The sequence below is a fragment of the Hymenobacter arcticus genome, from assembly GCF_054779975.1.
Map to the genome: position 1 here is coordinate 414,356 of NZ_BAAGXF010000002.1, position 13,224 is coordinate 427,579.

Sequence of the window (13,224 nt, forward strand, 5' to 3'; positions counted from 1 at the left end):
AAGGCAATGGGTAATTCCTCTTTCCTAATTATTAATCCCAAATTTCCTTATTGGTAAACCTTCTGGTAGAATTGTTGGTAGTCGGCGAGGTCGCCGCCCGTTTCTTGCAGCAGCGTCAGGTTGGCCAGGCTGATGGTGAGCGTCTGGTAACCTTGGCCGCGCAGGCGGGCCAGCGGCGACTGCGGCCCTCGCAGCTTAGTGGCGTAACTCTGGGCCACCTTGGAGCCCGGCAAAGACCGGACCACCACCATTTCCTGGTCGGTGCCGAGCGGCTGGGCTGCCTGCACGGTAAGGTTATTAGCCCGGAAAAATTTGTTGTTATACGCCGTGAGCTGCGCAGCCAGGTCGGCAGCCGGGGCAGTGCCCTTGGGGTACACGAGCACTACGGCGTGGGCGGCACTCAGCTGCGTGGCGTAGGCTACGGCGGGGGCAGCTGGGGCGGTAGGCGCAGGCTCTGCGGGAGCCGGGGCAGCGGGCGCAGTGCCAGTGGGCGTGGGGATACTCGTGGCCGGGGCAATAGTCGGGGTAGCACTGGGCACCGGTGTGGTAGTAGGAGCCGGGGTGCCTGCCTTGGGCGTACCAGGGGAGGCTTTGCCGGGTTTAGTTGCTTTGGCTGGGGCGTCGAGTGCGGCGGGTGCGGTGGCCGTATTGAGGCTAGTGGCCGGCACGTTACGCGTTGCGCTGGGGACTACCGCGGGCGTAGCCAGCGGCGCGGCTGGCGACTCATCGGGAGCGTAGAGAATGCGGATGCGGTTGTCAACCTCGCCCGGCCGGAACACCGACACCACTGGCTTTTCGGTAGAAGCCAGGGCCCCAGTCAATTGGCCATCCTCAGCCTTTTTGTAGGCCCCGGCCAACGCCAGCGCTTGGGGTACCAGGGGGCTATCGGGGTATTCCTTAGCAAACTGTCCCACCGAGGCCCGCACGGCGGCCGGGGCCTGGGTGCGAATGGCCAGCAGCAGCTTCAAATACGCCACGCGGTCGGTGAGGTCGCTCTTGGGGTACTGCTTTTCGAGGCGCGTCACGGCTGCCTTGGCGCGGGTGAAGTACTGGTCTTTATATAAAGTAAAGGTCGAGTCGAGGCGGGCGGCCACGGCGTTGTGCAGGGCGCGCTCGTGCTCGCGGTACAGCGGGTCGGCGATGAGCTTGGCGTAGGTGGAGGTGGGAAACTCGCGCTGCAAGGTGGCGGCGTACTCGGCCGCTTTGGCCGGGTCGGGCAGGTCCTTGTAGTAGAGGTAGAGTAGGTAGTCGGCGTCGGGGGCGTGCTCGCCGCGGGGGTAGCGGGTGACTTCGCCGGCGTAGGTTTCGTAGCCCCGCTGCTTCTCCTTCAATAGCTCTTTATAAATGCCACCCAACTCATACATAGCCCCTTCCACCTGCTTGTCAGATGCCTGGAGCTGGGCGGGCGTGCTCGGAATAGCCTGGCGGTAGGTAGCCACGAGCGCGTTTTGTTCGGCCAGCGGGTCTACCACGGGCGCGGTGGCCGGGTTGGTGCCGGCGGCCGTGCCATTCACCTGGGTTTGGTCGTTGCCGGTCACGCTCAACGGCGCGCCGCCATTTTGCGGGGCATTAGGCGAAGAGCTGGGCGTGAGGGTGGTGCGCCAGTTGTCTTGCAGCTTGCGGTCGCCCCAGAGCCGCAAAAAGTCGCTGCGCGCCGTGCCCAGCGAGGTAGCGTTGTCGAAGTACCAGCCCGCGCCCGAGGCCACCGCCGTGGTAGCATCAAACGAGTTGGGGTTGCTGATGTCGCGCTGGTTGCCGCTGAGCGCGCTCGGCGACGAGCTGATGCGGCTGGCGTCGGCCTGTTGCTTTTGGGCCAGTACTTTTTGAGCGGCCAGCGCCTTGGCGGCGGCTACGCGCTTGGCTTCCAGCTCGGCAGCGGCATAGGTGGTCAGGCGCTTATCCAGCTCGGTGTCAGGCAGTTTGGCCAGGGCTTGCAGGCTATCCTGGGTTTCGATGATAGTGTACTGCTTGGCAAATTCCTGCAAGATGCCTGCCCGCTCCTGAGTGGCCAGGAACAGCGGGTTTTCCTTGGGCATGGCCTGCACGGTGCTGTCGTAGTAGGCGGCGGCCAAGCGGTAGCGGTGCAGGTTTTCGTAGTAAATGCGGCCGGCCAACAGGTAGGTGTAGCCCTTCTGCGACTTGCTGACGGTGGGCACCTTGGCAGCAGTGCGCAGCAGCCCCAGCGCGTCGCTGTACTTCTGCTGGCGGTAGGCCAGCCGCCCCATCTCGTAGTAAATCTTGTCCTGGTACTCCTTGTTCTTGGGGTCTTTGAGCAGCGCGGCGAAGTACTTGTCCAGCCGTTCCTTGCTCTGCTTATCCAGCTCCGATACCTGGCCTAAGAGCAGTTTTGACTGAAAATCAAGCTCATAGGGTGGGTTGTGCTTGAGAATATTGTTGAGCTGCGCGGTGGCTTCCTTGTCCTGGCCCTGCGCCTGGTAAAGCTGCGCCAGCAGGAAGCGCGTGCGTGACCGCTCGTTTTTGGCCGGAATCAGCGGCACGGCGCGCTCCAGTTGCTCAATGGCCTTGGCAGGCTCCTCGGTCTGGAGGTAGTAGTCGGCGCGCGCCAGGAATAGCTCGCGCGCATCTTTGGGCAGGCCCACTTCTTTGTCGAGCAAATCGGACACCGCTTTCGCATTATCCAACTGCTTGGTTACCAAGAAGCTGCGCATCAGGCCAATAAGTGCTTCTTGCTTGGCGATGGGGTCGCGGCTGGTGCTGTTCACGTACTTAAACGTGAGGATGGCGTCGTCAAACTCCATCTTGTAGAACCGCGACCAGCCCACCAGCAGGTAGGCATCGTCGGTCCAGTCGGAGCCCGCGCGGTGCTGAATGGGCAGCGACGCCTTCTTGATAATGTCGTTCAGGTCGGGCCGGGTGGCCCGCACCGTGCCGCTGTCTAGGGTAGGGTAGAGGGGCAGCAGGCGGTTGTAGTCATTGTTGCGGGCCTTGTACAGGCCTTCCTCCACGGCCCACAGCTTTTCGCGGGCCAGGAAAAAGCCGTTGTCGCGGGCGGCCACGTTGTTGAGCGCGTGGCTCACCAGCGACTTGTCGGAGGCGCAGCCGGCGGCGCTCAGCCCCAGCCAGGCCAGTAGCCACAACCGGTAATAGCTCAGAGGAATAGCGATTTTCAACGTCGAAAGCTGGTCTGGTAAGAACGATAAGTGGCTAGCGCAACGCCGGGCCCAACCCAAAATGTTCGGTCCGCCCGGCCCTAACGGGCGGCAACTCGTAAAATTACGCCCGGCCCGGCCGAAACCCGGCCCGGCCTCACCGCGCTTTCACCTCCCTGCTCGCCGCCCCACATGGCCACCAATTCGCCCCCGCCCACCCCCAGCGAACCCACCTCCGACCGCTCGGCCCTGGCCAAGTACTCGGGCATCGCCATCCAAATGCTCGCCATCATCGGCCTCAGCACCTGGGCCGGCGTGTGGCTCGACGGCCACTTTCAGCCCAAAACGCCCTGGTACACCATCGGCTTCACGCTGGGCGGCATCTTTCTGGCGCTGTACCAGGTCATCCGCAGCGTGAGCAGCGACCGGTAGGTGAGCTGTTAGCTTTTAGCAGCTGGTTAATAGCTTCTAGTTGATTAACAATGAGTTGTGTTATTGAATGCGAGAGTTCTTGCCCTTGATTCTTTAGGGAAAATGGGGAGCAGGAAAACTTTTCCCCCACAATTGATGTAGGTACATTAATTGCATCGTAGCTTTGATGCGTCATCGGTTTTACTTCTTCCCTTTACGCCATGCGCACGCATTTTTTCCCCGCCACCGACCGCGGCCTCAAGGACATTGGTTGGCTGAAAAGCCACCTCACCTTCAGCTTTGGCCCCTACGCCAATCCGGAGCGCAATGGCTTTGGCTTGCTCAAGGTGTTCAACGATGACTACGTGGCCCCCGAGAAAGGCTTTGGCTTGCACGCCCACGCCAACATGGAAATCATTTCGGTGCTGCTGGCCGGCACCATGAACCACAAGGACTCGCTGGGCTACTCGGAGGTGATTCCGGCCGGCGGCGTGCAGATTATGAGCGCCGGCAGCGGCATCCGGCACGAGGAATACAACGTGGGCGATGACGAGGTCAACTTCCTGCAAATCTGGATTGAGCCCAAGCTTCAAAACGTGACGCCGCGCTACCAGCGCCGCCAGTTTCCGGAAGACAAGCGCGCCAACCGCCTCACCACCATTGTGAGCAATGAGGAAGGCACCGCCCACTGCTGGATAAACCAGAACGCCAAGCTCTCGCTGGGCTACTACACCGAAACGCAGGGCGTGGACTACCACTTCGCTCCGGCCAATAAAATGCTCTACGTGTTCGTCATCAGCGGCACCGTGCGGGTGGGCGACGAGGTGCTCGGCACCCGCGACGCGCTGGGCATTTGGGAAGGCACCGGCAACGTGCACCTCGACTGCGCCGCCGACACGCGCTTCCTGCTGATTGAAGCGCCTATCAATCACTAACAAAAACCCCACCCCCGGTCCCTCCCCTTCGGGAGAGGGGAGCCTAACGAATACAATAGCGCCGCCGGGGCTCCCCTCTCCCGAAGGGGAGGGGCCGGGGGTAGGGTTTTTGTTCGTTTATAACCATTTAACTCACTAATTATCATGGACAACAAAATCTTAGGCCTGCACCACATCACGGCCATCGCGGGCGATGCCCAGCGCAATTTCAACTTCTACACCAAAGTGCTGGGGCTGCGCTTTTTGAAGAAAACCGTCAACTTCGACGACCCCGGTACCTACCACCTGTACTATGGCGATGAGCGCGGCTCGGCCGGTACCATCCTCACGTTTTTTCCCTGGGGGCACCTGGCGGCTGGTCGTCGCGGCCCCGGCCAGGCCACCGAAACCGGCTACGCCGTGCCCGTGGGCAGCCTCGATTTCTGGATGAAACGCTTTGAGGCTAACGGCATTACCTATAACAAGCCGGCCGAGAAGTTTGGTCAGCGCTACCTCACCTTCCTCGACCCCGACGGCCTCAAGCTGGAGCTAACCGAGGTGGCCGACGACCCCCGCACGCCCTGGACCACCGCCGAGGTATCGGCCGAAGTAGCCACCCGCGGCTTCCATCACATTACGCTTACCCTGAGCGATATAAAAGGTACGGCGGCCGTGCTTACCGAGGTGTTTGGCTACAAGCTGGTGGCCCAGCACGTTAACCGCTTCCGCTACGCCACCGATGCCCTGGACACCGCCAATATTGTGGAGCTGATAGCGGCCCCCGGCGAGGCGCGCGGCCACGTAGCTGGCGGCTCGGTGCACCACGTAGCCTTCCGGGTGAAGGATGACGCTAGCCAGATGTATTTCCGCAACTTGCTCATTAAAAAGGGGTTACAAGTGACCCCCCAGATTGACCGCCAGTACTTTAACGCCATGTACTTCCGCGAGCCGGGCGGAGTGCTGTTTGAAGTAGCCACCGACAACCCCGGCTTCATGGTCGATGAGCCGCTGGCCGAGCTGGGTACCCACCTCATGCTGCCGCCCCAGCACGAAAGCAAGCGCGCCGCTATCGAGGCCCACCTGCCCGTATTAGCTTAGTTATGAGTGCTATGAGCCCGAATACGGCGGCTTTTCAGCCCCTGACCTATATCTACCAACCCGCGCCTGTTCCGGCGCGGGCCACGCTGCTCCTGCTGCACGGCACCGGTGGCGACGAGCGCGACCTGCTGCCGATGGCCGCCCGCTTTGGCCCCGGCCTCAACGTGCTTAGCCTACGCGGCAACGTGCAGGAGGGCGGCATGCCCCGCTTCTTCCGCCGCTTGGGCATGGGCGTGTTCGACGAGCCCGACGTCATCTTCCGTACCCACGAGCTGGCCGATTTTCTGGGTAAAGTGGCTGTTAAAGATGGCTTTGATGTTAAAAAACTCATTGCCGTGGGCTACTCCAACGGGGCTAACATTGCAGGCAGCCTGCTGATGCTGTACCCCGGCCTGCTGGCGGGTGCGGTGCTGTGGCGGCCCATGCAGCCGCTGGTGCAGCAGGTGCCGGCGTTTGCCGCGCCGGGCCCGGTGCCGGTGTTTTTCACCCCTGGCCAGCAAGACCCCACCGTGCGCCCCGCCGCCACCGATGCCTACGCCGCCCTGCTCACCCAGGCCGGCTACGTGCTCACGCGCCGCGATATGCCCGCCGGCCACAACCTCGTGCAGGCCGACCTCGACGGGGCCGTGGCTTGGCTGGCCACCAACTTCCCGGCTGCCTAGTTTTTCTGGAGTTTAGCCATGACGGGCTGAGGCACAATACCTTGCGAGCGTATGCTCCGGTATTTGCTCCCTCAGCCCGTCGTTTTTAAGCCCTGCCTGCTGCTGTTGGGGCTGCTCGCTTCGTTGGCCAGCCTGGCCCAGTCGCCGCGGCCCGGCGGCCCGGCCCCCACCGCGCCCGATGTGGTGGTGCTGCGCAACGAAGGCCGCCTGCTGCCCTTGCAGCGCCTCGACACGCTGCGGCTCGCCACGGTGAAAGCGCGCCCCGTGGTTGGCACCGAAGTAGTTGATTTTGTTGATTTTATGGCGCATCTTCAGCAAGATGTAGCCGATTATGCGCCGGCTACTTTTGCAGTAGGGCCCCGGCCCGCCGACGCTGCGCAGCTGCGCGCCAGCAACCTGCTGCTGCTAGCACTGCCCGAAGCTACGTCGGGTAGCCGGGTGGCCTTGCAACGGGCATTGGCGCTGCATAAGAAGCTGGTAGTGTTAGTATTCGATAGCGCCGCGCTGGCGCTGCCCGAGCTGCGCCAAGCTGCCGCCGTGCTGCTGGTGCAGCGCACCGGCCAGGCGTGCAACCAGGCGGTGCAGGTGGTTTTTGGGGGCATGGGGGCCGCCGGGCGGCTCGCGCCCGCCACGGCTGGCCCCGGCTTCGCAAATAATCTGGCTTTGCCCGGCGGCCTGCGCTTGAGCTACGCCACCCCGGCCGCGGCCGGCCTGCGCGCTAACTTGCCGGTGCTGGTCGACTCCATCATGCGTAAGGCGCTGGATGCCGGCGCTTTCCCTGGCGCGCAGGTGGTGGTGGTGCGGCACGGCGTAGTGGCGCTGCACCGCAGCTACGGTGTGGTAACGGCGGCCGGCCCCGCGGCACCCGTGACCAACGGCACGCTCTACGACTTTGCCTCGCTCACCAAAGTGACGGCCGCTCTGCCCGCCCTCATGCGCTTGCAGGACCAAGGCAAGTTCAGCGCTGACCTCACCATGGGGTCGATGTTCGATTTCCTGAAGGGTACCAACAAGCAGGACCTGCGCCTGCGCGACGTGCTCACGCATCAGGCGCGGCTCAAGGCGTTTATCCCCTTCTGGCAGGGCTACATGAACCCCGATGGTAGCCGGCAGGCGCGGTTTTTCCGGCCCGACTCCTCAGCCGCGTTTCCGCTGCCGGTGGCGGCCGGCGTATGGGGCAGCCGCGACCTGCCGGCGCGCATGTACCAGGGCATCGCCGCCTCGCCGCTCAATGCCCAGCCCGGCTATGTGTACTCCGACTTCTCCTTCATGCTCTACCCGTACTACGTGCAACAGACTACGGGTAAGCCATTTGACCAGTTTGTGGATGCCGAAATATACCGGCCGCTGGGCGCCACCACCCTGGGCTTCAACCCCGCGTGGCGTTACCCGCTGCAACGCATTGCGCCTACCGAGTACGACTCGCTATTCCGGAAAGCGCTGGTGCGGGGCACGGTGCACGACGAAAACGCGGCCATGTTTGGCGGCGTGAGCGGCCACGCCGGCCTCTTTGGCAACGCCAACGACCTGGCCAAGCTGGTGCAGCTGTACCTCTGGCAAGGGCGCTACGGTGGCCAGCAACTCATTAAGGCGGCGACGATAGCCGAGTACACCAGCTGCCAATATTGCCCCGACAACCGCCGGGCGCTGGGCTTCGACAAGCCCGACCCGCGCAACCCGGCCCTCAATGCGGCCCGTAGCGCCAGCCCGCGCAGCTACGGCCACACCGGCTTCACGGGTACCTACTTCTGGGTCGAGCCCGACCTCGACTTGTTCGTGATTCTGCTCACCAACCGCGTGAACCCCACGCGCCGCAACGGCAAGCTCGGCGAATTGGGCGTGCGCTCGGCGCTGCTCCAGCTCGCCATTGAGGGCGCGCTGCCCTAGCCGCCCACCGCCCACGGGCCAAATTGTTTTGGCTAATCCGCGGGGATTTACCAGAAATCCGGGAATTTTCTGCACCTTTAGCCATGAATAAATTGTGAATACTGTTGGCGAGTATTTATAATTTATTGATTTGCAAATAATTACTGTTTCTCTTTTCAGGCTGCTGTTTGCGGGCTGAGCGGGTATTTATTCTCCTTCCCTTCCCCTCTTTTATTCCTTTTCTATGAGAAAAATCTACTGGCTACCAGTGGCTTTGTTGCCAGCGCTGGGTATGCCCACGCTGGGCCGGGCCCAAACTGCCCCGGCGGCTGCCGCGGCTACCGGCTCCGTTACGGGGGTGGTGCGGCAGGCCTCCGACCGCACCCCGCTGCCGGGCGTGAACGTAATTGTGAAGGGCACCAGCAACGGCACCTCTACCAACGCCGATGGGCGCTACACCCTCACGGGGGTGCCGGCCGGGGCCACGCTGGTGTTCAGCTTTGTGGGCTACGAGCCCACGGAGCGCCGCGCCGATAGCGGCCCGCTCGACATTACCCTCACCGCCAGCAACCGCGACCTCGACGAGGTGGTGGTGCTGGCCTACGGCATCAAGCAGGACCGCCGCGATATTGTGACGGCCGTGCAGGAGGTCACCAGCAAGGACATTATTGACTCGCGCCAAACCAACATTGTCAATGCCTTGCAGGGCAAGGTGGCGGGTGTCAACATCACTTCCTCGGGCGGCGGGGCAGGGGAGGGGGCCAGCATCGTGATTCGGGGTGGCACCTCGCTCGATGGCGATAACCAGCCGCTGTTCGTCATCGACGGGATGATAATGGACAACTCATCCTTTCAGGAAAGCACTTCGCCGGGCGGCGGCTCGGCCTTTAACGGCTTGCTGGGCCGCTCGGTGGGCGCGGCCAACCGCGCCGGCGACCTCAACCCCGAGGACATCGCCTCCATGACGGTGCTGAAGGGCCCGGCCGCCGCCGCCCTCTACGGCCTGCGCGCCGCCAACGGCGCGGTAGTTATCACCACCAAAAAAGGCGCGGCCGGTCGCACCCAGCTCAACTTCCGCACCCAGTACTCGGTAGATGAAGTCAACCGCCTGCCCCAGATGCAGGACCAGTACGGCCAGGGCTCGGGCGGCTTGTACGATGCCAGCACGCGCGTGTCGTTCGGGCCGCGCTTCCAGCCGGGCCAGGCGGTGTACGACAACCTCGGCAATTTCTTTCGCAAAGGCAATACGCTGCAAAACTTTGTGAACATGTCGGGTGGTTCGGAGAAGGCCAGCTTCTTCGCCTCGGCCTCCAACCTGAAGCAGAACGGCGTGACGCCCGGCAGCGACTACGACAAGACGACGGTGCGCATTTCGGGCACCGCCCAGATTTCGCCCAAACTCAGCGTAACGGGCTCAGCGCAGTACCTGAATTCGGGCGCGCTGCGGCCTTTGCAGGGGCCGGGGCTGTTTGGTAGCTCGGGCGGCTTTATGCTGAGCTTGCTCAACTGGCCGCGCGGCGACGATGCCCGCAACTACCTCAACCCCGACGGCTCGCGCCGCCGCCTGCTGCCGCTGGGCGCGGGCGCTGACCTCGACGCCGACAACCCGTACTGGACGGTGGATAAAAACCCGCAGAGCGACCGCACCAACCGCTTCGTGGGCAACGTGCAAGTGTCGTTTTCGCCCATTAAAAACCTGACGCTGAGCCACAACATCGGCACCGACGTGTACACTTCGCGCAGCCAGTCGGTGCGGGCAGTGGGCACCTCGCAGGTCAGCAACCAGTTTGGCGGCATTGCCCAAACCGTGGACCAGAACCGCCTCATAACAGCTACTACGCTAGCTACTTACAACCAAAATTTCTTTGGTGAAAAGCTGCGCGGTACGTTCCTGCTGGGCAATACCATTGAGGAAAACCGCGACGAGGCGGTGGACTACATCGGCCTGATTTTTCAGAACCCCGACTTTGTGGGCCTCAACAATACGGTGAATCGTGGGGCTTTGCAGCGCGACCAGACGCGCCACCTTATCGGCAACTTTGCGCGGCTCTCGACCACCATTTTCGACCAGCTGATTGTGGAGCTTCAAGCGCGCTACGACCAGTCATCGACGCTGCCACGGCCCGATGAGGGCAAGATTTTTGGCAAGGGCTTTCTCTACGGCTCGGCCGCGGCGGGCTACGAGTTCACCAAAATCCTGGGCCTCGACCAAAACCCCATCCTGAACTACGGCAAGCTGCGCGCCTCGGTGGCCGAGGTGGGCCGCGACACGGGCCCCTACCGGGTGCAGGCCCCGCTCACCTTCAATACCTATATCGGGGGCGGCCTGCGCAACGACTTCTACGGCTCCAACTTAAATCTCAAGCCCGAGCGCACCCGCACCTACGAGGCCGGCGTGGCCCTGCAATTCTTCAAAAACCGCCTGACCCTGGACGTCAACTACTACCGCTCGCGCACGGTGGACCAGCTCATTGCCCCGCGCGTGAGCCAGGCCACGGGTTTCATTCTGCAATACATTAATGGTGGCGTAGTTACCAACGAAGGCCAGGAAATCAGCCTCAACGGCACGCCCATTCGCACGGCCACCGGCTTCACCTGGGACGTGGGGGCCAACTTCTACCACAACACCAATAATGTGGAGAGCCTGCCCTCGCCCCTCACCGTGGTGTACCAGTCCGACGCCTTTGTGACCGATGTACACGAGGGCGGGGCGTTTCCCAATCACCCGATTTCGGGCCTTGCGGCCAGCGATTTCACCCGCGTCACCGACCCCGCCTCGCCCTACTTTGGGCAGGTGATAGTAGGGGCTACCGGCTACCCCTCGGCCAACCCGACGTTCATTTACGCCGGCAACCGGGCCCCTCGCTTCACTACGCAGATTACTAACACCTTTACCTATAAGGGGTTGTCCTTGACGTCGTTGCTCGACTTCCGGGTGGGCGGTGTGGTGGTGAATGGCAACGACTGGTACCAAACCGGCGTGGGCACCTCCACCCGCACCCTCGACCGCTACAACACGGTGGTGTTTGACGGCGTGGTGGCCCAGCGCGATGCCAGCGGCGCCACCACCTACGTGCCCAACACCCGGCCCGTGGAGCTCACCCAAAACTACTACACTACGGTGCTGTCGCGCGTGGGCACCGCCTTCATCGAAGACGGCTCGTGGGCCCGCCTGCGCTACGTGGCCCTCAGCTACGCGCTGCCCCAGCGCTGGCTCGGCGGCGCCAGCTCCTTCCTGAAGGGCGTGGAGCTGAACGTGACCGGCCGCAACCTCGTGCTGCTCACCAAGTACAGCGGGGCCGACCCCGAAACGGCCGCCTCCGGTGCGGGCGTGCGCGGCGGCGGCTCGGGTGGCATCGACTTCGGCAACATACCCGCCACCCGCGGCGTGGACATGGGCCTGCGCGTCAATTTTTAACTAGTCAGTCGCGTAGGAAAAACGCCTGTCATTGCGAGGAGGAACGACGAAGCAATCGCACCCGAACGGGGCTTGCGTAACTCGGTAACAACTCGTTTTGATGCGATTGCTTCGTCGTTCCTCCTCGCAATGACAACTGTATCAAGCCTTATCCAATGAAAAAATATCTTCTGTTCTTCGGGTTAGTCAGTGCCTCTCTGAGCCTGACCGCGTGCGAGAAGTTCCTCGACGTGAACACGAACCCCAACAACCCCGTTGTTTCGACGCCCAACTTCCTGCTGCCCAACGTAATTGCCAATGGCCTGCAAACGCAGATGTTTACGGCCCTGCGCACGCCCTACGTCACGCAGTACGTGGTGAGCCGCACCACCAACAGCATCGGCATCGACCAGTACTACTTCACCAACGCGCAGAGTACCAACACGTTCAACTACTCCTACTTTTACTCGGGCGGCAATATTCCGCAGATGATGCAGGTGGCCCAGGCCGAGGGGTCGGTGTACTACGTGGGGGCGGGCAAAATTATGCAAGCCCTTATTCTAGCGCACGTTACCGATATGCTCGGCGATGTGCCCTACACCGAAGCCTACCAGGGCGGGGCCAACTACACGCCCAAGTACGACTCGCAGGAGTCGCTCTACGGCGTCATCAACCAGCTCTGCGATGAAGGTGTGGTCGAAATGTCGAAGCCCGCCACCGCCAATTTCCGGCCGCTCTACAGCACCACGCCCAGCGAAAGTGGCGACATTCTGTATAAAGGCGATGTGAGCAAATGGGTGCGCCTGGCCTACGCCCTCAAGGCGCGCCAGGCTCAGCACCTCACCAAAAAGGCCAGCTACGCCCCCACCGCCGTGCTGGCGCTCGTGGACAAAGCCTTTACTTCCAGCGCCGACGACGCGCAAATCAATTTCCAGGTGGCCGTGTCGCCGCTCACCAATACGACGAATATCTTCGGGCCCACGCGGTCCAACTTCGGCACGGCTACGTTCTCGACCAATATCATTAAGTACCTGAATGGCACTACGTTCCCGGGCGTAACCGACCCGCGGTTTGGCATCCTGACGCCCACCACCAGCGTGGGGGCCGACCCCGGCGCGGGCACCACCACGACTACCAACCTCACGCCGGGCTCTACGCTCACCGACTTCTACGGCAGCTGGTACGCCCGCGACCTGGGCTACTTTGAGGCCATCACCTACCACGAGGTGAAGTTTATTGAGGCCGAGGCCGCCTACCGGGCCGGCGACAAAACCCGCGCCCTGCGCGCCCTGCGCGACGGCATTCGGGCGCACATGGCCAAAGTAGGCGCGGGGGGCAGCAACGCCCTGCCCGCCGTAACCTTCCCCACCATCTCCACGGCCCAGATTAACACCTACTTAGCCTCGGCCGCCGTACCCCAAACGGAGGGTGCCCTCACCACCCTACGCCCGATTATGGAGCAGAAGTACATCGCCATGTTCCTCAACCCCGACTCGTGGTCGGACCTGCGGCGCCTGGATTTTGACCCGGCCATCTACGTCAATTTCGTGTACCCCACCCGCACCGTCAACCCCCTGGTGGCGGGCCAAACCGACCCCCTGCGCCGCTATCCGCGCCGCCTGCTGCCGGGCGCTACCGAGGTGCTCTACAACCCCAACGCGGTGGCCAAGCTCTTCAGCGACGCCGGGGCTACCACCAACGACGACTACGTGACCAAGCCCCTGTGGTTTGACCAGAAATAAGGCGTTCACTTTTTCTAGTAATTG

The 13,224-nt window shown here is 62.6% G+C and carries 8 protein-coding genes; 7 read left to right on the forward strand and 1 reads right to left on the reverse strand.

Going from position 1 to position 13,224, the window contains the following annotated elements; all coding sequences use genetic code 11:
* Positions 1-47: 47 nt before the first annotated feature.
* Complete coding sequence (gene porW / locus ACYVGC_RS05330; protein ID WP_460582755.1) at positions 48-3,131, reverse strand: type IX secretion system periplasmic lipoprotein PorW/SprE; 3,084 nt, start codon at positions 3,129-3,131, stop codon at positions 48-50.
* A 171-nt stretch (positions 3,132-3,302) separates the two neighbouring features.
* On the opposite strand from porW, the gene ACYVGC_RS05335 reads away from it, so the two are divergent.
* The 7 genes from ACYVGC_RS05335 to ACYVGC_RS05365 all read left to right on the forward strand — a co-directional run bounded on the left by ACYVGC_RS05335 (position 3,303) and on the right by ACYVGC_RS05365 (position 13,200).
* Positions 3,303-3,542: an AtpZ/AtpI family protein gene (locus tag ACYVGC_RS05335; RefSeq protein WP_460582756.1), complete on the forward strand. Its 240-nt coding sequence runs from the start codon at positions 3,303-3,305 to the stop codon at positions 3,540-3,542.
* 200 nt (positions 3,543-3,742) lie between these two features.
* Positions 3,743-4,456, forward strand: a complete 714-nt coding sequence (locus tag ACYVGC_RS05340) for a pirin family protein (RefSeq protein WP_460582757.1) — start codon at positions 3,743-3,745, stop codon at positions 4,454-4,456.
* Between the two features lie 144 nt (positions 4,457-4,600).
* Positions 4,601-5,533: a ring-cleaving dioxygenase gene (locus ACYVGC_RS05345; RefSeq protein WP_460582758.1), complete on the forward strand. Its 933-nt coding sequence runs from the start codon at positions 4,601-4,603 to the stop codon at positions 5,531-5,533.
* A gap of 11 nt (positions 5,534-5,544) precedes the next feature.
* On the forward strand, positions 5,545-6,195 hold the full coding sequence (locus ACYVGC_RS05350) for an alpha/beta hydrolase (protein WP_460582759.1): 651 nt from the start codon (positions 5,545-5,547) through the stop codon (positions 6,193-6,195).
* Positions 6,196-6,246: 51 nt separating this feature from the next.
* Positions 6,247-8,082: a serine hydrolase domain-containing protein gene (locus tag ACYVGC_RS05355; RefSeq protein ID WP_460582760.1), complete on the forward strand. Its 1,836-nt coding sequence runs from the start codon at positions 6,247-6,249 to the stop codon at positions 8,080-8,082.
* A gap of 223 nt (positions 8,083-8,305) precedes the next feature.
* On the forward strand, positions 8,306-11,479 hold the full coding sequence (locus ACYVGC_RS05360; RefSeq protein WP_460582761.1) for a SusC/RagA family TonB-linked outer membrane protein: 3,174 nt from the start codon (positions 8,306-8,308) through the stop codon (positions 11,477-11,479).
* 155 nt (positions 11,480-11,634) lie between these two features.
* Complete coding sequence (locus ACYVGC_RS05365; RefSeq protein ID WP_460582762.1) at positions 11,635-13,200, forward strand: RagB/SusD family nutrient uptake outer membrane protein; 1,566 nt, start codon at positions 11,635-11,637, stop codon at positions 13,198-13,200.
* The last annotated feature ends 24 nt before the right edge of the window (positions 13,201-13,224 follow it).

Excerpts from the sequence above, each read along its gene's own strand:
- ACYVGC_RS05335 (WP_460582756.1), top strand. The coding sequence starts at position 3,303 with ATGGCCACCAATTCGCCCCCGCCCACCCCCAGCGAACCCACCTCCGAC.
- ACYVGC_RS05340 (WP_460582757.1), top strand. The coding sequence starts at position 3,743 with ATGCGCACGCATTTTTTCCCCGCCACCGACCGCGGCCTCAAGGACATT.
- ACYVGC_RS05345 (WP_460582758.1), top strand. The coding sequence starts at position 4,601 with ATGGACAACAAAATCTTAGGCCTGCACCACATCACGGCCATCGCGGGC.
- ACYVGC_RS05350 (WP_460582759.1), top strand. The coding sequence starts at position 5,545 with ATGAGCCCGAATACGGCGGCTTTTCAGCCCCTGACCTATATCTACCAA.
- ACYVGC_RS05355 (WP_460582760.1), top strand. The coding sequence starts at position 6,247 with ATGCTCCGGTATTTGCTCCCTCAGCCCGTCGTTTTTAAGCCCTGCCTG.
- ACYVGC_RS05360 (WP_460582761.1), top strand. The coding sequence starts at position 8,306 with ATGAGAAAAATCTACTGGCTACCAGTGGCTTTGTTGCCAGCGCTGGGT.
- ACYVGC_RS05365 (WP_460582762.1), top strand. The coding sequence starts at position 11,635 with ATGAAAAAATATCTTCTGTTCTTCGGGTTAGTCAGTGCCTCTCTGAGC.